Annotated in this window: 20 protein-coding genes; 9 read left to right on the top strand and 11 right to left on the bottom strand. The window is 48.7% G+C overall.

Annotation, left to right across the window (positions count from 1 at the left end):
• Positions 1–90: 90 nt before the first annotated feature.
• The 3 genes from AC14M5_RS23625 to AC14M5_RS23615 all read right to left on the bottom strand — a co-directional run bounded on the left by AC14M5_RS23625 (position 91) and on the right by AC14M5_RS23615 (position 2,054).
• Positions 91–528: a pentapeptide repeat-containing protein gene (locus AC14M5_RS23625; protein WP_484032182.1), complete on the bottom strand. Its 438-nt coding sequence runs from the start codon at positions 526–528 to the stop codon at positions 91–93.
• A gap of 50 nt (positions 529–578) precedes the next feature.
• Positions 579–1,175 (bottom strand): hypothetical protein, encoded by a 597-nt coding sequence (locus AC14M5_RS23620; protein ID WP_484032181.1) that lies wholly within the window; start codon positions 1,173–1,175, stop codon positions 579–581.
• A 318-nt stretch (positions 1,176–1,493) separates the two neighbouring features.
• Positions 1,494–2,054, bottom strand: a complete 561-nt coding sequence (locus AC14M5_RS23615) for a hypothetical protein (RefSeq protein ID WP_484032180.1) — start codon at positions 2,052–2,054, stop codon at positions 1,494–1,496.
• Positions 2,055–2,497: 443 nt separating this feature from the next.
• Between AC14M5_RS23615 and AC14M5_RS23610 the strand changes: the two genes are divergently transcribed.
• Positions 2,498–3,127 carry a V4R domain-containing protein gene (locus AC14M5_RS23610; RefSeq protein WP_484032179.1) on the top strand — a complete coding sequence of 210 codons (630 nt, stop codon included), beginning with the start codon at positions 2,498–2,500 and terminating at the stop codon, positions 3,125–3,127.
• A gap of 37 nt (positions 3,128–3,164) precedes the next feature.
• Here the strand turns inward: AC14M5_RS23610 and AC14M5_RS23605 are convergent, their stop codons facing one another.
• The 8 genes from AC14M5_RS23605 to AC14M5_RS23570 all read right to left on the bottom strand — a co-directional run bounded on the left by AC14M5_RS23605 (position 3,165) and on the right by AC14M5_RS23570 (position 9,438).
• Positions 3,165–3,536 carry a hypothetical protein gene (locus tag AC14M5_RS23605; protein ID WP_484032178.1) on the bottom strand — a complete coding sequence of 124 codons (372 nt, stop codon included), beginning with the start codon at positions 3,534–3,536 and terminating at the stop codon, positions 3,165–3,167.
• Between the two features lie 28 nt (positions 3,537–3,564).
• Positions 3,565–4,200, bottom strand: a complete 636-nt coding sequence (locus tag AC14M5_RS23600; protein WP_484032177.1) for a hypothetical protein — start codon at positions 4,198–4,200, stop codon at positions 3,565–3,567.
• Positions 4,201–4,515: 315 nt separating this feature from the next.
• Positions 4,516–5,943, bottom strand: a complete 1,428-nt coding sequence (locus AC14M5_RS23595) for a peptidylprolyl isomerase (protein ID WP_484032176.1) — start codon at positions 5,941–5,943, stop codon at positions 4,516–4,518.
• A gap of 188 nt (positions 5,944–6,131) precedes the next feature.
• The gene (gene rpsR / locus AC14M5_RS23590) at positions 6,132–6,431 is read right to left on the bottom strand and encodes a 30S ribosomal protein S18 (protein WP_484032175.1); all 300 of its coding nucleotides are present in this window, start codon (positions 6,429–6,431) and stop codon (positions 6,132–6,134) included.
• A 19-nt stretch (positions 6,432–6,450) separates the two neighbouring features.
• Positions 6,451–6,873, bottom strand: coding sequence for a single-stranded DNA-binding protein (locus AC14M5_RS23585; RefSeq protein ID WP_484032174.1), 423 nt, complete (start codon positions 6,871–6,873; stop codon positions 6,451–6,453).
• Positions 6,874–6,915: 42 nt separating this feature from the next.
• The gene (gene rpsF / locus AC14M5_RS23580; protein ID WP_484032173.1) at positions 6,916–7,200 is read right to left on the bottom strand and encodes a 30S ribosomal protein S6; all 285 of its coding nucleotides are present in this window, start codon (positions 7,198–7,200) and stop codon (positions 6,916–6,918) included.
• 354 nt (positions 7,201–7,554) lie between these two features.
• Entirely contained in the window at positions 7,555–8,334 is a 780-nt protein-coding gene (locus AC14M5_RS23575) for a hypothetical protein (protein WP_484032172.1), read from the bottom strand.
• Positions 8,335–8,376: 42 nt separating this feature from the next.
• Positions 8,377–9,438: a CehA/McbA family metallohydrolase gene (locus AC14M5_RS23570; protein WP_484032171.1), complete on the bottom strand. Its 1,062-nt coding sequence runs from the start codon at positions 9,436–9,438 to the stop codon at positions 8,377–8,379.
• Positions 9,439–9,629: 191 nt separating this feature from the next.
• Between AC14M5_RS23570 and secG the strand changes: the two genes are divergently transcribed.
• The 8 genes from secG to AC14M5_RS23530 all read left to right on the top strand — a co-directional run bounded on the left by secG (position 9,630) and on the right by AC14M5_RS23530 (position 19,571).
• Complete coding sequence (secG, locus tag AC14M5_RS23565) at positions 9,630–9,854, top strand: preprotein translocase subunit SecG (RefSeq protein ID WP_484032170.1); 225 nt, start codon at positions 9,630–9,632, stop codon at positions 9,852–9,854.
• Between the two features lie 190 nt (positions 9,855–10,044).
• Positions 10,045–11,736: an ABC transporter substrate-binding protein gene (locus tag AC14M5_RS23560; RefSeq protein ID WP_484032169.1), complete on the top strand. Its 1,692-nt coding sequence runs from the start codon at positions 10,045–10,047 to the stop codon at positions 11,734–11,736.
• A gap of 99 nt (positions 11,737–11,835) precedes the next feature.
• Positions 11,836–13,206, top strand: a complete 1,371-nt coding sequence (locus tag AC14M5_RS23555) for a dipeptidase (protein WP_484032168.1) — start codon at positions 11,836–11,838, stop codon at positions 13,204–13,206.
• Between the two features lie 88 nt (positions 13,207–13,294).
• Positions 13,295–14,185 (top strand): DUF1385 domain-containing protein, encoded by an 891-nt coding sequence (locus AC14M5_RS23550; RefSeq protein ID WP_484032167.1) that lies wholly within the window; start codon positions 13,295–13,297, stop codon positions 14,183–14,185.
• An 85-nt stretch (positions 14,186–14,270) separates the two neighbouring features.
• Positions 14,271–15,146: a phosphodiester glycosidase family protein gene (locus AC14M5_RS23545; RefSeq protein WP_484032166.1), complete on the top strand. Its 876-nt coding sequence runs from the start codon at positions 14,271–14,273 to the stop codon at positions 15,144–15,146.
• A 359-nt stretch (positions 15,147–15,505) separates the two neighbouring features.
• Positions 15,506–16,747 (top strand): dockerin type I domain-containing protein, encoded by a 1,242-nt coding sequence (locus AC14M5_RS23540; RefSeq protein WP_484032165.1) that lies wholly within the window; start codon positions 15,506–15,508, stop codon positions 16,745–16,747.
• A 57-nt stretch (positions 16,748–16,804) separates the two neighbouring features.
• Complete coding sequence (locus AC14M5_RS23535) at positions 16,805–17,467, top strand: cohesin domain-containing protein (protein WP_484032164.1); 663 nt, start codon at positions 16,805–16,807, stop codon at positions 17,465–17,467.
• Between the two features lie 67 nt (positions 17,468–17,534).
• The gene (locus AC14M5_RS23530) at positions 17,535–19,571 is read left to right on the top strand and encodes a peptidoglycan DD-metalloendopeptidase family protein (protein WP_484032163.1); all 2,037 of its coding nucleotides are present in this window, start codon (positions 17,535–17,537) and stop codon (positions 19,569–19,571) included.
• Positions 19,572–19,602 lie beyond the last annotated feature (31 nt).

Raw genomic sequence — 19,602 nt, 5'->3', positions numbered from 1 at the left:
ATCGCTTATGGGCTCAACCCATCAACTGGTCGTGGACGCGTCGCAATTTGCACGATTGGGCAGCAAAGAAATCATCAGCACTATGTTGAATTACTTATCGAACATTCCACTAGCATCGACCAGATTGGTTCCGTGAAGATCGGCGTAACTTAGGTCGGTTCTACTAAGATTAGCTGCATGAAGATTGGCTTCATGCAGCTTTGCACTACGGAGATTGGCTAAATTGAGGTTGGCTTGATTAAAATCAGCTTTACTAAGATCGGCTTCACTAAGATCGGCTGAAAAGAGATTTGATCTGATCAGATTGGCCCCATAGAGATTGGCTGCATGTAAATCAGCCCCACGGAGTTCGGTTGCATGGAGATCGACCCCGCGGAGATCGGCTTCACGAAGATTGGCTTCAGAGAGATTGGAATTGCCGAGATCAGCACCATTGAGATCTATACCTGTGGCAGGGTTTATTGAGCGCCACAGATTCCATGCTCCGGAGCCTAGCTTCAAAATGTGGACTTGTTTTTCATCAGCCATAAATATTCATGCCGCGAGGCGGCAGTCCCAGATATCCGCTGGAGGGTTTGTTAGCCCGCTCTTGCCTTTTCGCGCCGATTCAAATATAGCCAGCCCAAAAAGAGAAGAATCGGTACCAAACTTAGCGCTAATATTATCAGGCTACTGTAATTGCGCGGCCCAGTTGAGTGAATGGCCTCCAGCCAAATCGGATCCAAGCTATCCAGACTTTCGTAGGAGTTCAATTGATATACCTGCGAATTGTCCACAGGCAATAATCGACAATCGTCCTCGGTCCTGCAAACCGCAATGCCAGCAAGGGGAAAATCAGCCGAGTCATACTTCAGCACCACTGAGCTCTGAGGCCTAATCGGGATATCGCGCCGTCTGAATGAAATGTTTTGCGGGATCACCCTCGCATTGCCGTAAGTGGTCGTAATGGCAGTGAGGTATAGAGTCTGGGAGGTCCTGTTCTCCACGCGTGCCTCGGCTTCGAAGAGGTTTACCATGAAATCCACCGATCCGGGTAGCCATGAGGACGGAAGTGCGTCCAGCAATTGCATGCCGCCACAACAAAGGATCGGGGAAGTAAGAAACGCCAGAACAAGCAGTGTGGTTCGAATCCACGGAGTTCTGAGCGTGCGATTGCTTTGGGCAATGTCGTTCATGGGAATGAGACCATCCTTTCCTGATCATGAGCGGGCCCCTGGGAGTGACACAGCACGTACCCGGATAACTGCTATTGGACAGTTGATTGCCGTATAACAGGCCAAACGATTTAGCCCATTATACGGCTTCTATCAGGGATTCCGCTTGGGAGCAGGAAAGTGTTTAAAAATGCGGGACGGCGCGAGGTGGCAGTCGCAGATGTCCGCGGGGGTTTTTAGCCCGATTGCTGTTGACCATGAACTGCTTTGATGCGAAGCACGATGCTGGAAACTTTCCGTCCGAACACCAACAAATAGCATTAAGCAACTGGGAGCCGTCTATGGAGAAGCTGGATCTGTATCCACTGGTTCAACATTAAACACTCTTGTTTCTGACCATTCTCCCCACTGATCGTTTACTCTTGCCCTGACCTTCCAAGTCCAGTTGAATCTGCCTGGGTCGCCCCCAATGAAACTTCCGATCTGTATATCTTGATAAGATGAGCTAGTGATCATACTGTTGTCGGTAGAAGGATTCGGCGCAGTTGGGCCAATTACATACAAGTGATATTCGGTAGCTCCCGGACAGTCAGACCAATCAAATTCCCAAACCATATTGTCTAAACGATCCGTTCGCCCATTGTCTAATATGGCATCTGTCTGAGGCGAAATGAGTGATGGAACGCAGGCTGGTAAGGGCGGAGCTACGGTATCTGTTACAGGCATTTGCGTTGGCGGAGGGTTGGATGGGAGAGTGGATGGAGGCTGAAATATGCCAACGGAATAAAGAATGGCAATAAGCCCGCCGACTGCCGTTATCAGAGCGGCGATTCCTGTGAGACAACCAGGTATAGTAGTCCAAAAAGAACCATTACCATTCTCAGTTTTCTTATCGCTCATGGGTATGCCTTTCTCTAAAGAAAATACGCTGGTTACCTTAGCATATCGGTGGTCTTGTCAACTTGCTAGCCCAATAGATGTTTTCGTTTTAATTGAACCCACTCTTCATGTGTCTCCCATATGGCCTTCCTCCGTGCGCGTTATTAACTTCTATATTGATGGAAAAGCACCCAACTGGGTGTCTACTTCATTGTACCGCCGAATCGGCCATTGATTTCTCGCCACCTGAATATCATGCGTTATTTTACTGCAAAACACCAACCTGATTAGTGCGGGCGTGGGTTCGATTTGACTGCGAAGCGTGCGGGAGGCTGCGAGGCGGCAGTCTCATATGTCCGCTGCGTGACATTTTCCTCAAAGAGGAGAGGTGGTTCGAAAAAGATTTGAGAACTATCCAGTGTATACTTTGATATAACGATCCGTTTTTAAAGATGGGAGTCCCTATGACAACTCGGGAAGAGGCAGTTATCATCAACTCGCTCGTGCGGCAGGCATTGATCTCGATGCAGGAAGTGATGGGGGATAACGGTTTGAACGCTGTTTTGAAATCCTGCGGGCTGGAACGGTTCGCAGGAAATCTCCCTCCGAACGACCTTGAACCGTCCATCAAGGCTTCGCAATATGCCCAGTTGAACCAGGCGATCGAGGACTTTTATGGGCGAGGCGGCAGGGGCATGTTACTCCGCATTGGTCGAGCCTCCTTCCAGTATGGTGTGCGTGAACAGGCTGCATTACTGGGCATTGCAGGGGTTGCGCTCAAGTTGCTGCCGGAAAAACAACGCATCAAGTTCATTCTGAACGGGATGGCGGATGCGCTTAAGAAAACCAATCCGCAAGTCAACGCATGGCTGGACGAAAGCGGGGAGAGGCTCGCTTATATAGAATCCACTTGCGGGGTTTGTAACTCCCGCCACAGTGACCATCCCATTTGCTACCTTTACATCGGTTCTATTTCCGAAGCTGTGAAATGGGCAACCGGAAAAGAATATGAAATTACCGAATCACATTGCATCGCCAAAGGAGATGAATATTGTAGATTTGAAGTGGGAGATGTGAAGGAGCAGGCAGGCTAACCCAATTTACAACAAAAACGCCCGCAACAAGGAAAGTTTATAACGGCGGTGTGCGCCCGGTGCCCGAGGTTGACAACCTCAATCGTCCGCCCAGATAGGCTCCCACAAATGTAAGTCCAAATGTCCAAATGGCCCCTGGCATCAAGAAAGGACTCGACCAGGAACCCAGAATACTGATTATTGCAACGGGAGCGGACATCGCCATGGCAATTGACCCCTGGGCTCTTGGTGCGATCCATGAGAAGAGTCCCGCCAGCAGGGCAAATGGAAACGAGATGGCGGCGAAGGCTGCGATGGTGTTGTTGGCAGCCTCGCCCACTCCTATGAGAACAGCAATACCGAATAGGCCGATGATGAATGCCAGGATGGTCAACCCGATACCTATTCCTGCTCCTGCTTTGCCATTCATATGTTCGCTCCTTCCCGAGTAGATTCAACTAAAACAGTTTAAGCGCTTCGTCTTTTTCCGTAAGGGGAGGAATGACTTTGCCCGCTACAGTCCAGGCAATCCCAAAGGTAATCAGTGCAACTGTCTCTGCCCAGTAGGTGATTTTCAATGCTTTTACGGTTACGTCGGGTATTGTCAGTTGCGTGATGACTACGGTCAACAGGCATACAACCATGATCCACCCGCAAATCATATATACTTTGCTCCGTCGGCCTTTCTTCCCGCCTTTACCTTTCGTGTTCTCTTGAAAGGGCCCGAAGCAAAAATATGCCAGTATTGCGAATACAACGGCAGCGGCTCCATAATGGATGTTGGCCTTAAGATCAGTGACGCAACCGTCACAGGATGTCGGAAAGACCGCAACGAGGATCGCCGCAAGCGATGCAACTTTGCTCGCCCATTTCTCTTTGGATGAATGTCCGTTGTACGCCCATAATAATGTTCCAATGACAAATAACATTCCAATGAAGGCATCATGGGCTTCTGTGTAGTATGAGGCACTGATGGAAGAAAGGGGACTGGATGAAATAAGGTTTGTCACAAACGGTATGGTAAATGCGATCAACCCCATCAGCAGGCGCAGCGCCCGGTAATCAAACACAGCATCTGAATTTGAAGTTGTCATATGTCTCCTTCCACTAATTCATGACCTGCTTGCACAGGTTGCCTATACAAAGCGTCTTCACATACGACTCTTTATATTCCGAAAAGCAGACATCAACTTCTAAAGTAGGATTTTCAAACCCTAATTCCAACACCCTACCATTATTATAGAACGCCAGTCCCTCAAAAATCAATAGCCAATCTGCGCTGTGGGATATTTGGTCAAGAGGGAGTGGGAAGGTCGAGCGGATAGGCCCATAATATTTTGAAATTCCTTAAATCAAAAACGCCCATCTCTAAGCAGATGGGCGTTTTTGATTTACTACTTTTTTACACTTTACGGTTTCGGTGTTGAAGTCCCTTCAAGTTCTATCAAAGCTTCTGCTTGAGCAGTCAACTGGGCGTTGGCGCTTTCAGTAGCGGCGGTGGTGAAGTTAGGCTCGGTGGGAACACGGGTCTGCCAGATGTCAAATATTTCCACGCCATATTCTTCCTTAGCGGCGGTCAGCCAATCTGAAAAGACTTTGTCTTTGGCGGTTTCATATTGGTCTGCGTTCAAAGGGCGTTCCTGTTTCGCGACCAATTGAATGATGTGATAACCAAAACTGCTTTGAACTGGCTCGGTGGTGAAGTCACCTGATTTTTCCAAGGCAAAGGCAGCAGTTTCAAATTCAGGCACCATGGCTCCAGTGCCAAACCAGCCGAGGTCACCGCCAGCTACGGCAGAACCTGTATCTGTAGAGAATTCAACTGCCAGTGCGGCGAAGTCCTCGCCGTTCTTTAGGCGTTCGATGAGGTCTTTGGCAAGAGTCTCATCGCTGACAAGAATGTGACGTGCCCAGACTTGCTCCTCAACCGGAGTAACCTCCGCGGTGAGTTCTTCCTTGAGTTTTCGTTCAAGAATTTGCGCCTCGAAGAATGAGCGATAGATCTCTTCATCGAAACCTAGTCCTACCATTCTTTCGGTGGCATCTTTTAATTCACTTTCAAACCCCTCGAAAGTGTAGGGCGTGGAAGTTGGAACAGCAGTAGCAGTGGGACCCGTTGTTGGCGTGGCGCTCGGCTCAAGCGTGACAGTCGGCGTGGCAGATGGTTCCAAAGTGGCTGTTGCTTCGGGAGTTCCGTCTACAGACTGGGCTGTTGCTGTGAGTGTGGGTGTAACTGCTGAAACATCGGGTGTGGCAGTGGGCGGCAATGTGGGTGTGATAACGGTGAATGCCTCGGCAGGGATTTCAGACATCGTTACTTCCGTCGGTGTAGCAGAGGGTGTAGGCGTGCCCTTCGGATAATATCCAAAGGCGGCCTGGATCGCCTCGTTCAGTTCATCCTCGCTGACGGTGATTCCGCGTTTCGCTGCTTCCTGGCGGATCAATTCTTCATTGATCATCTGATCCAACACGGCCTGGCCCACTGTCAAAGGCGAATCCAAGTTGGATTGGATTTGTTGCAATTGGGCTTCTACATCCATGCCGAAATACTGCGCGTATTGGGCATACTGGGCATACTGACTCAATAATTGCTGGCGCTGTAACCGTACCCGCGGTTCAAAATCGCGGACAAGGATCTCGGTTTCCCCAACCTTTGCAACAGGGCGTTGAAGTTGGAAATAGTTAATATCCAGCCAGCCGTATAACAGCAGACCCACAACGATGGTGAGGATGCCGAAAAAAGTATAAAGGATCATACGTCCCTGTTGTTGTTCGCGCTGCAGGCGGGCAACATGTTTTTTATGCAGAACAGGCTTCTTGCCTAATGAATCAGGCATGGTCATACTCCTTCAAAATACAGTGTAGTTGTCTTTGCGAGACGGCGATCTTCATTGAAGCAATCCCCCTGATAACAAAGAGATTGCTTCGGGCAAGAACAAGGTCGCCCTCGCAATGACATGCATAATCATTAACATAATTTCGGGGCATGGGAAAAATTCCATGCCCCGCGAAAATCTTTTGGCAGTTAGGAACGGCTATCGTCCAGTGCCTTGCCGCTGAAAGGCAGGAGCGCAACGTGGCGCGCCTGTTTGACAGCCGCCGCCACCACACGCTGGTGCCTGGCGCAAGCGCCGGTCTGGCGGCGCGGGCGGATTTTGCCTTCTTCGGTTATATATTTGCGGAGCAGGTCGACCTTCTTGTATTCAATGGTCAAGGTCTTGTCTGCGCAAAACTGACAAAACTTGGGCTTGGCAAAAAACCTGCGGTCCCCACCGCCGCCTTCGCCACCGCCCGAGAAATTGCGTTCATTGCGTTCGTCACTCATGGTTTACTCCAAAACTATTTTAGAACGGGAATTCATCTTCCGCCGCACCAGCTGTCGGCTCGGCAGAAGCGTTATCAACTTCCTGTGTATGGTTATTATTTGAATCGCGGCGATCACCCAGCATCATCATCTCATTCGCAACGATCTCCACGCTGGTGTGCTTCTGGCCTTCCTTGTCATCCCAGCGGCGGGTTTGCAGGCGTCCTTCAATGTAGACCTGCTGTCCCTTGGTAAGATACTGCTTGCAGATTTCAGCGAGATTACCCCAGGCCACCACGTTGAACCACTCGGTTTCATTATGACGTTCGCCATCCGCGCTGTTCCACGAGCGGCTGACGGCCACGGTGAATGTGGTTACGGGTTTGCCTGAAGGTGTATACCGCATCTCGGGGTCTTTTCCAAGATGCCCAATGATCTGAACTTTATTAAGGCCTCGGCTCATCTCAATCTCCTTGGTAAATTAGCGGGCAATCACAATAAAAAATTAACCAACAACAGAAAGCATATGACGCATGATCGACTCTTGATAGCGCAGGTTGCGTTCAAGGGCAGAAGTGGCAGCCGGCTCCATGGTCACGTTCAAAAGAACGTATTGACCTTCGCGGTGCTTTTGGATGATGTAGGCAAGTCTGCGGCGTCCCCACACCTCAGCCTTATCAACACTGCCGCCTGATTCGCTGATCCAGCCTTTCACCTTTTCGAGCACGCCGTTAAAAGCGGTCTCATCCAGGTCGGGCTGGACAATACACATCAGTTCGTATTTACGCATTGGGAAATCCTCCTTTCCATGGGTTTGTTCCTGTCCAAGCCGTGGGCTTGCCGGGAACGGAAAGGCACGTGGATTAAGACGCACCTATTTAATTAGCGGGCGAAGTTTACCACAGAATCTTTTTGTTTTGATGAAGTGCCCGCCTCTTCTTAACTGACACTGATTTTGTCCGAAGAGCATCCTCTGGAGTCGGCTTGCTACCCAAATGTCACCCCTTCGGGGTTAATCCTTCCATACAAATTGCATCTTGAGGTTAGAAAAACCCGAAGTCAGAGAGATACCTGTAAAACGCACAAGCACCGAGTGTTGACGTGTATGGTCTTGGCGTTTTTTGCCATTATGATGAGGGCAATTTCAAGCTTGCTTTGCATAAATGTATCCTATAGGTTCTGATTCGGCCCATTCTAAATCACCAAGTTGTTGTTCGTCTCTTTCAATTTTGACTAATATAAGTGCCTTCGGAATATATTCCTCGAAATTATATCGAATCTGTTTGTTCTTAGTGGGAACGACAAAGACGATTCTTCCTGTTATCGGTTGTACAACATCTACCATGTTTTGTAATGCAAAGACCAATCCTTCTTCACCTTCATTCAATAATATCTTATCCAAAACGTAGCGCGAATATATCAAGCTGAAATGGTTGGGAGGTTGAAGCTTCATTTTTGAAATATCTTGCTTTTGGAAAGTTGGAATTTTGCTAGCTTTTATCTCGATAGGTAAATTATCATGCCAAATCTTAACTTTTTCTATATATTCGAGTGGGTATTTTTTCGAGATATACGGGATAACCCGGGTCTCGAAATTTTGTATTTCTTCAATTGTATTCGCTAGCATTTCTGCCATGAATATATTTTTTCGTTTTGTATCCTCATCTTTATCTACTCCAATAACTTCCACGGTCTTATTAAATACCCACATTAGCGCAAAAGTTTCTTTTCCCTGTCCACACCCAATATTTAAAATCGTGTCTGCTTGAAGTATTTCTGGTTTGAACCAATTAAACTTTGGATAGTATCTGTCGTCGAAGTTAGCATTATTCAACTGTGAATTTATCAACTTGACATTCTCATTAACATTATCCAAATCAGGAATTAATCCTAAACTTGGTTGCGGACACAGTGGGATTTTCATTGAATTGCTCTCCTAAGAAATATCCAACCTCAGAGTTTCCCCCTATCTCACATAAATTGGATTACTATAAATCCACCCGCGCCGCCTGCCTAAATATCTGCGATAGACCTCAACACGATACACGCCAGGCTCTGTGGTGATGTGTGTGCAGGAAATTTGATTCTTCCAGGATTGGAGTATCTGCCCATCTTTCAATAAAATAATTTCAGCGTGGGATGGTAACTTCGCCTGCAAGGTCACACCGCCTTTCGCGGGAATCTCATCGCCCATCGAAACAGAGGCATCCCGTCCCTGGGCTGTGAAGCGGAATCCGCTGGTGGAGGCGGGCAGGTCATAGCCGACGAAACAATGTCCCATAGATAAGGCTTTGTAGACGAGTGATTTATCTGTGGTCACCTCGCCGCTCAACGGTTCAGAGAGAAGCGCGTGCGTGTTAACGGTGCGGAAGTGAAAGTCATACGGAAAGATCACGCGATGGATCGGCCCCATGCTCATGTGCAAAGCGTGCGCATCCGAGCCGCCAATCGCCACTACAGGTTTGCCATTCGAGAGTAGATCATCCCATTTTGCCAATGTATTCGGGATAGGCTGATGCGCCACCAAGGCTGGAAAAAACGCATAAAAAGCGCCATGAAGTTTTGTAGGGACGACGGTTTTTAGTTCGCTCAAGGCATTCCATAACTCAATGCCTGTGTAATTTTGAACCGACCAATCCACCCATGATATGTCGGTTTCCCTAAATGCTTTTGCTTCGGGATCATCAGGGTGGGCCAGGAAGGATAACCCGCCTGCCTCGCGCGCCTGGTTGATCAAATTTTGCGGGTCTTCAGCAAAGGTAGACAGCTCACGGTTTGCACCAAAGACCAGCAGGTGATTCTTTTGCGGATCACGCGCCTGATCATGGACTTCCTGGCCGATCAGCATCAGGATTTTCTTATTTTTTTCCTTGTAATATCCCTCAAACCCTTGCACAAGAATATTGTGGTCGGTGACGATCACAATATCCACACCTGCTCTGAGGGCCGCGGCGGCAATATCCTTGTGCAGCCCGCTTCCATCTGAGTATTTGGTGTGCATGTGCAGGTTGATAATGACTTCGTGCATAGAATTCCTTGTGAATATGTCGCTGCGAGCCCGCTCTGCGGCGAAGCAGTCTCCTCGTTGAAACGGGGGATTGCTTCGGGAAGAACACCCTCGCAACGACATATCTAAATTTTCTGGCTAACCAGCCCTTGTTGACGATTCACTTCCCGAACAGGTATAATTTGCCCGCTAATTTCAAGGAGGCATATTGTATGACTGATTTTCTGAATATTTCGCTGATTATAACCTCGGTTGGTTTGATCCTCAGTGTTATCCTGCAAAGCAAGGGTGCAGGACTGGGCGGTCTTACCGGCGCGGACACCGGTGGTGTTTTCACCGCCCGTCGCGGCATTGAGCGCATCCTCTTTTGGGTGACGATTGTGCTGGCCGTGGTATTTTTCAGCCTTGTGATCACCATCATCATTTTGGGACAATAAAAGTCACAAGCCTGTAAAGGCCGCCGGGCCATTGCCCTGAAATGGGGTTGGCGGCGGCCTTTCTTTATTTTAGACTCTATCGTACAGCAAACCCTAAAGGTCTGCCCGCATTCGCAGAACCCTAATTATATTGGAAAGACCTTTAGGGTTTCTTGTGAAGGATATGTACGGTGGCAATTTTAAATAACCTATGAAAAAATTACGCTGGCAGATTCTCGTTGTGGCGGTCACGATTGTGATCGTGGCTTTGTTATTACTAAGCCAACAACCGGTAAGTGTCGTTACTTTGCCCGAAGCCGCGCCCGGTGGGATTTATACCGAAGCCCTGATCGGCTCCATGGGTAGGCTCAACCCCATGCTGGATTGGAACAACCCAGCCGACCGCGATATCAACCGTTTGATCTTTAGCGGGTTGATGCGTTTTGATTCGCGTGGCCTGCCTCAACCCGATCTTGCAGATGCGTGGGGCGCATCTGCTGACGGCACGATCTATAATTTTTCAATACGACAAAACGCACTCTGGCATGATGGCGAGCCGGTTACTAGCGATGATGTCATTTTTACGATTGAGCTCATTAAAAGCAGCGGCTCTCTTTTTCCGCAGGATATAAAAGAACTGTGGTCACAAGTAGAAGTAAAGAAACTTAATGATAAAACGCTCCAGGTGAGACTGCCTGAACCCTTTGCCCCATTTTTGGATTACGTCACATTTGGTATTTTGCCAAAACACTTGCTTGAAACGGTCTCCGCCGATCAATTAGCCAACGCAGAATTTAATTTACAGCCGGTCGGTTCGGGTCCATATAGGTTTGATCGTTTGCTGACCAGCGGCGGGCAAATCACCGGTGTGGTGCTTCTTGCCAATGAGGATTACTACATACAACCTCCGTTCATTGAGCAGGTTGTTTTCCGTTTTTATCCAAATTCGGCCGCTGCATTTGATGCTTACAAACAGGGTGAAGTGCTCGGGGTCAGTCAGTTGACAAGTGACACCCTGGAATCTGCTTTACAAGATTCCACTCTCTCAGTTCATACCAGCCGCCTTCCACAAATGGGATTGGTTTTTCTGAATCTCAATAACCCCAGTGTGCCGTTCATGCAAAGTGATAAGGTCCGCCACGCACTTTTGCTTGGGATAAATCGCAACGTGATCGTCTCGCATATCCTGGGCGGGCAGGCTATCATTGCCGATGGCCCCATCCTGCCGGGTTCGTGGGCTTATTATGAAGATATCGAGCAATTTGATTATGATCCTGACGCAGCTACTGCTTTACTTAAAGACGATGGATATGTCATTCCTGCCGGGGGCGGGGATGTGCGTGCCAAAGACGGTCAATTCCTGACCTTTACCCTGGTTCACCCCGATGACATTCTCCACACTCAGATCGCTCAAGCCATTCAATCGGACTTGGCATTGATCGGTGTGAAGGTCGATTTACAGGCTGTCACTTATGACTCGTTGGTGAATGAGTTTCTCACTACGAGAAATTTTCAAGCCGCGCTCGCAGATTTGAACACCTCCCGTACACCCGACCCAGACCCCTACCTTTTCTGGCACCAATCCGAAGCTACGGGCGGACAGAACTATTCGCAATGGGATAATCGCACAGCCAGCGAGTTCCTCGAAACAGCCCGCACTGCCGCAGACTTTGCCGAGCGCGCACGCTTATACCGAAACTTTCAGGTTGTATTCACAAAAGATATGCCATCGCTGCCATTGTATTACCCCGTCTATTCCTATGGTGTGGATGTGCAGGTTCAAGGCGTGCAGGTCGCCCCAATGTACGATGTCAGTGATCGCCTTGCATTGATCACTGAATGGTATCTGGTAACTCGCCGCACACTTGAAGAACAAACGCCAGCGCCAACGACTGCACCATAATAATTTGTACCGCGACATTTATATCGCCTTTGAAGATGACGAACCATCGCTCGCGAGATAAATCTCGTAGTACTTGAAAATCGAAAAGGAGAATCAACCATGTCAGATGTTCAGAAAGCATTGGACTACGTTCGCGGAAATAGCCAGCGCTACTTAAGCGAATTGAAAGAGTTCCTCGCCATCCCTTCCATCTCTACCCTTGATGAAAACAAAGGTGATATTCAACGTGCCGCAGAATGGGTGGCCGCACAATTGCGTTCATTCAATATGGACAATGTACAGATTTTGCCAACAGGCGGACATCCCGTTGTGTATGGCGAGTGGCTGGGCGCTGGTAAATCTGCTCCTACTGTGATGATCTATGGACATTACGATGTGCAGCCCATTGACCCGCTGGAATTGTGGACATCGGATCCTTTCACCGCTGTTGTGCGCGATGATTATCTTTTCGCACGCGGCTCTTCGGATATGAAAGGCCAGGTGATGGCGTCGCTCAAAGCGGTTGAGGCAATTGTCCGCACGACAGGATCGCCCGTCAATCTCAAGTGGCTGATCGAAGGCGAAGAGGAGATCGGTTCCGAGCACCTAGGCGAATTCATCAAAAATAATAAAGAAATGCTGGCCTGTGATTTTTGTTTGAACCCTGATGCAGGCATGATGGGACCAGATAAACCGACCATCACGACTGGCTTGCGCGGCTTGGCTTATTTTGAATTGAAAGTCTACGGCCCGGATAAGGACCTGCACTCTGGCATTTTTGGCGGGACTGTCCATAACCCGGCGCAGGCCCTGATCGAGTTGATCGCGGGGATGCATGATAAAAATGGAAAGATCACGCTGCCCGGTTATTATGACAAGGTACGCAAGTTAAGCAAAAAAGAGCGTGAGGATTTTAAGCGCCTGCCAGTTAGCAATAAGGATTTGATCGCGATGACAGGTGTGCCGGCTTTATGGGGCGAGCCGCAATTCATTCCAGCCGAACGCATTGGCGCGCGCCCAACTTTGGAAATAAACGGTTTGCTCTCAGGCTTTACAGGACAGGGCTCGAAGACAGTTTTGCCTGCCTGGGCCATGGCGAAAATTTCCTGCCGCCTCGTGCCAGACCAGACCCCCGAAGAAGTAACCAAACAAATGAAAGCATATCTTAAGAAGAATGCGCCCAAGACCATCAAATGGGAATTGACCAATCTGCACAACGCGGGCGCCGCGCTGGTTGAAACCGATTCCGCCGGTGTGCAGGCACTATCGAAGGCACTCGAATCTGTTTGGGGCAAACGCCCTTATTTTAAACGCGAAGGCGGTTCAATTGGTTCTGTGGTTCTTTTACAAAAATATGTTGGTGCCGATTCTTTGTTGACTGGTTTTGGCTTACCAGACGACAATGTCCACTCGCCGAATGAAAGAATGCATTTACCAACATGGTATAAAGGCATCGAAGCCTTCACTCACTTTTTCTATAATTTTAAATAAGGATTCTGGAATCAGGCAGCTCGCGTGTGCTGCCTGAAAATTTCAATCAGCAAGCTGATTGACTCCAAAAGCGAAAGCAGAATAATAAATGGAAGATCGAATTATCACGTACGGCGGACAAGCTGTGATCGAAGGCGTAATGATGCGCGGGCAGAAGGCATATGCAATTGCCATGCGTGCACCCGATGGCAATATTGTCGTCCACACCGAAAAGCTGGCAAACGTCTATCGCTCGGCGATTACGAAGGTTCCTTTTTTGCGCGGCGGCATTTTGCTTTGGGATGCGCTAGGGTTGGGGATGCGTGCCCTTACGCTTTCTGCGAATACCCAAACAGGAGAGGATGAAAAACTGGAAGGCTCCGCTCTTTATTTGACCATGGGACTGTCTCTGGCCTTTGGCATTGGCCTCTTCTTTTTGCTTCCTGCAGGCATCGGCGGATGGGTGGAGCATTTGCTTTCCCAAACCACTAGCGCTTTGTGGGCAGGGAATTTGATCGAAGGAGCTCTTCGCCTCTTGCTGTTGATTGGTTACATTTGGGCGATCAGCTTCATGCCAGATGTGAAGCGATTGTTCATGTATCATGGTGCAGAGCATAAAACCATCAACGCCTTCGAAGCAGGCGCGGAATTAACACCAGAAAATGTGGCGAAATATCCTATTGAACATCCGCGGTGTGGAACAGCCTTTCTGCTGACGTTGGTTTTGTTGTCCATTTTGGTTTTCACTGCCTTGGGCCCCATGCCGATCTTGTGGCGTCTGGTCACTCGTATATTATTCATTCCCATCCTGGCAGGGGTCGCCGTTGAATACATCCGCTGGACTGCAAATCATCTGGGTAACCCCATCGTTCAGTTGTTGATCAAGCCCAATCTTGCCATGCAGCATCTCACCACGCGCACACCCGACCACTCCATGCTGGAAGTGGCGATTCGGTCATTTCAGTCCATGCGCAAAGCAGAAGCAGAGATTGTTGTGTAACTCGTTTGGTAATCGTATTTGAAGAGACAGGTGAATCCTGTCTCTTTTTATTTCCATCTCATCTTATTTTGTTAATATCATTTCCATGAAAAAGATAAAGAATCGCTTGTGGTTGATTCCTCTGGTATTTGCATTGTCAATTGGCACATATTTTGCATTTACTTTGGGACGCCCCGCGCCCGTGCCCGTAAAAAGAGAAATCTATGAAGGTGTGACTTATCAAAGAATCATTCGTTATTTGCCGCATTCGATGATCGCGCATGTGTTGGTGATCGATACAAATACAAAGGGAATGCAATTCCTCGTCACCCCGCCAAATGCTGTGGATGGGGAAGCGGTTACCGCTAGAACCACCTCAGAATTCTTGGAAGAGTTTGGTGTACAGATCGCCATTAATGGAGATGGATTCTTTCCATGGTGGTCGCGCAGCCCAGTGGATTATTATCCACATAGCGGAGATGCTGTCACGCCAAATGGATTTACTGCCTATCAGGGGAATATCTATGCTGATGGCCTGCAAAACGAAAAACCTGAGCCAACGCTGTATATCAGCCGCAGGAATGACCTGACCTTCAACAGACAGCCAGGCAAAATATTCCATGCGATCTCAGGTGATCGTATGCTGATATTGGGCGGCGAAATCGTTCCAGAGTTGAATGATTCTGAGATACATCCACGCACGGCAATAGGCGTCAACAGGAACGGGCGGTGGTTATATCTGCTCGTAGTGGATGGGCGTCAGCCGTTTTATAGTGCAGGCGCAACTTTTCAGGAACTGGCAGAGCTGCTCAAAGATCTCGGCGCGCATTATGCCATGGCTTTGGATGGCGGAGGCTCGTCAACCATGGTGATCGAAGGCGAGAATGGTGAAACCGTGATATTGAATTCACCAATCGACAATTACATCCCAGGGCGTGAGAGGCCAGTGGCAAATCACTTTGGGATTTATATTAATCATTAAGCGCCTGTCCGATATTTAGGAGATTCTATTATTACCATCGGTTTGTAAAATAGCCTGTCCGAAAAAGTAGTGAGCAGCTCATCATGGAATGGTTGCTCACTACTTTTTTATTGGGGAGGCCTCTTTTTTTAGCAATCATTCTGCAATGTCGCCGCAACAGTGCTGTAACGCAATTCATAAAAACAAAATCATAAAATATAACAAACAGTTTTTATGCTGGATTGGGAGAAATTCATAGATTCTGTTGCGCGGCGATGATGAAATGCGCCATATCTTGAAGCACTAAGCGGCCTTACGACCAACTGCTTCCTGATAGATCATTGTGTTACTTCAATCTTTTCAACAAGGAGAATAAGAAAATGAAATCCAAACACCTGCTCCGAATCATTGTATTGCTTGCCATGCTGTTTAGTGTTTTTGGAAGCGGCACTCAAGTAAAGGCAAAGCAGAATTCAATCGCCAATATGGAGGCCGTGGTTGTTGTTCGCAGCATTACATATTGGGATGCGACCTATTCCGGTAATGTGAGTGCAAGCCGCTACGAGCTCTGGCCCTTTGAATTTACTGAGTCAAATAATTTCACCATCACAGCGGCTCCAACTTCCGGTGACTTGGTTCCCTCGCTGGTCCTGCTGGATGAAAACGGAGATGAAATAACTACGGCAACAGGGGCTTTGAATAGCACCCAACCAGCGGGTTCTTATGCCATTTTGGTTTTACCTGAAACCGGCAGCGGCGCCTACAACCTGACCATTCGAAAGGTGGAAGAGGAACCTGTTGGTGACCCATCTGCATCTGTTGCCCTCGACCCGGCCAGCGTCGATGTGAACGGATCGTCCGTGGCCACGGTCAGCTTGAACAATGTGCCAGCGGAAGGTTACACAAGCGCTGAATTCACCTGCACCACGAATTCCAGTATGGTCGAAGTCAGCAACATCACTGATGCTGGCCTTTTTGGCGCCGATGCAGTTATGGTAGTCAATGGCCCGCAGATGGGCGGTTTTATTGTTGCTTTGGCAGGCAGCAATGGCAACAAGGCCACTACTGGCGGAGCAGCTTTTACGTTCAGCCTCAAGGGATTAAACCCGGGGGAAACTACCGTTGAATGTACTGTGCGTGTCTCAACGGGTGACCAAACCCTCACGACAATTCCATCCACAGGCAGCACCCTTATCATACTCGCCCTACAAGGAACTCTCGCGGGGCAAGTCCATGCCAGTAAACCAGTGACTGTAAGTTTATACAACGCAGATAATTCACTGGCTACATCTGTGGTCGCAAATGAAGATGGCACTTTCAGTGTATCTATTGCACCCGGAACATATACAGCGATTGCCACTGCCGAAGGCTTCTTGGATGCACAAGGTGCGCCCATAATCACGAGCGGAAATACCACCACACTACCAACTATTAGCCTGCCTGCCGGTGATATTGACAACAACGGTGTCATTGACCAATTTGATGCGCTAACAATCGGGATGAGTTACAACGCTTCATCCCCCGCTGCAGCTGACCTGAACAACGACGGCATTATCAACGTCCTTGACCTTGAACTGCTCGCCGCAAATTATCACCAATCAGGCGCCCTGGCCTGGGAATAACATCACATGATCGCAGGGGCGCACCGACTCCGGTGCGCCCCATCTTCGGAGTCTTCCATGAAATTCATTAAAGCCTTTACTCTGGCAATTGTTTCTACATTTATTTTGGTGTTTAGTGTCGGCGCTCAAACTGCTGAGACCATCTGGCTCGTAGCAAGTACTACGGCGTTCAAAACTGGCGAAACGGTTATTGTCACAGTCAATGCCATCTCTGCCACTCCTATTCAGGGGTTTACATTTCAAATACGCTATGACCCTGCATGCCTGCAACCTGTGAATGCCACCAGCCCAATTGCGGGTATGAATGGTTTGCAATTACCTCAATCCACTGGCCTGGTGGATGCCTCCTTTGCCAGCACTACCCCTCAAGCCGCTAACGGCGTATTGGCAGAGGTGCGGTTTATAACCCTAGGCGGCTGTCAGACCAACCTCACGCTTGAGTCTGCTGCGCTTGCGATCCGTAACGAATCAGGTTTTGCCGCCCCTCTTAGCGGCGTTGTAGTTGGGGAAAAAAATGTTGCACTGAATATTGATAAAGAAGTGGGGGTATCCCAGGAAATCCCTTTATCGGGAACGCCTCTCCTGTTGGCACCAACAGACTTAGAAGCCACTTCAACCATCCCAAGAGGGACGATGATTGTATTGATCATTCTTGGAATTTTCCTTGTGATCGGTATTTTTATACTTATCAGACAACTCAGAGGATCAGATAACGGCTGAGCCAAAATGATAATTTGTGTTCCATCTTTTTGTGAGTGAATGGCTTGTCGCTCGAGGAGAAGCTAAGATGAAATCTAAATATTTTCGGATCATTCCACTGCTTGTGCTGCTTATTTCGGTTATTCCGCTAAATGCAAGCGCCCTTGTCACTGCGCCCCCGCCGGCGGACATGTTTCAACTGCCCTGGGAACAGGGGCTTACCTGGGTTGCATTTGATGGATTCGATAACGGTTTTAAACGATCCTCGTCCAGCCCGCATAATTACAAAATGGGCGGAGCAGTGGATTTTGCGCCTACGGCAAATATGTATATTGGGATGGACACATCAAACTTCTGGGTGACAGCCGCCGCGGGTGGAACTGTTTTCGCAAAATCAAGTTGTCACCTAAAAATTGACCATGGCAACGGCTGGACTACCGAATACTGGCATATTGACAACATCCAAGTGAATCTCGGCAGCGTGGTCAGCAGGAATCAGCGTTTGGGTGTCATCGACGATAACAAGGACAAGCATGTATGCACGGGCAATGAATATCCCGGCCCACATTTGCACTTCGTTGTGCGGCCCAAAATGCAGGATGTTGTTTTTGCCGGCTGGACGATCAGCTATAACGTTTTTACCAATGTCACAACATTTAAAAAGGGTGACCAATCTTTGCCGGGCCCCTTCAAACCGATTCTGAATATTCCCGGTTTGCAAATCGCGGAGCGCGGCCCTCTTAATTGGGATACTCCATATGTTGGCAGCCTTGATCCTTATCGCCACGAAAGGTGGACGCTGGCATTAACTGAACAAAGCACATTCACCATAACAGTAAACCCGACCACCAGTGGACTTGTCCCTGCCATTGTCCTGCTGGATTCGAATGAAAATGAGATCACTCGCGCGAATGGCGTATTAAACAGCACACAACCTGCTGGAAACTATTTTGTGCAAATACAATCAGACTCAGGGACTGGGTTTTACAATTTAATTGCGACGAAGGACGCCTCAACTCCAACCGCGACTCCTACACCGACAAGCACACCGGTTGTAACGGAAACACTCGCGATTACCGAGACGCCTACGGTAGTAGGAACACCTGTTCCTAGCGAAACGCCCATCTTCACTAATACTCCTGTTACTACTGAGCCATCCTCCACGCCTACTGGATTAACAGACACTCCCACCAGCACTGGCACTCCCATCGAGACGAGTACAACTGATCCAAATAATACTCCTACACTAACTGGCACATTGATCGCAACTGATACGTATGTCATCACTTCTGCCAGCCCGCCAACCCTCACTTTAGGCGAGGTGGGCCTCATCACCGTCAGTTTGGTTAATACACCTGCTACTGGTTATAGAAGTGCCGAGTTTACATGCACATACACTCCAGGTCTGGTCGATGTAAGCAACATAACAGTTGGCGGGCTCTTTGGCGCCGATTCAGTTTCAGCCTTCAATAGTTCGCAAAGCGGCAGTTTTATTGTTGCGATTGCAGGCAGCAATGGAAATAAAGCCACGACCACCGAGCCCGCCTTTACATTCAATGTTACAGCTTTGCAAGTTGGTCAAACTCCAATCGAATGTAAGGCACGTGTTTCGAAGGGCGATAACACCCTTGAAAATATTACATCCGTTCCTGACACCCTGACCATTCAGGCAAATTCGCCCTCACCAACACCCACAGCCACGCAGGTCACAGCGCCATTGGTTAATGGACAAGTCCTTGCGAGCAAGTTGGTGACCATTAACTTATACAATGCGGATACTTCACTGGCTGCAACTACTATTGCCAATGTGGATGGTACCTTCAGCCTCACCGCTTCTGCTGGAACCTATACCATTGCTGCATCTGCCGATGGATTCCTCGATGCTCAAGGTTCTGTCACCCTTGCGAATGGCGTGGTCGTAACCATGCATCTCGTGACCCTGCCTGCGGGTGATATTGACAACAACGGCGTAATCGACCAATTTGACGCCTTAACAATTGGGATGAGTTATAACGCTTCAACTCCCGCCGCAGCCGATTTGAACAACGACAGCATCATCAACGTTCTAGACCTTGAACTGCTCGCCGCAAACTATCATCAATCAGGCGCATTGGCCTGGCAATAGATTAAATAGCTCAGTCGGGGGCTTAGCCCCC

This window comes from Candidatus Villigracilis sp. (genome assembly GCF_057083605.1).
This window is presented reverse-complemented; position numbering and strand designations above follow the sequence as displayed.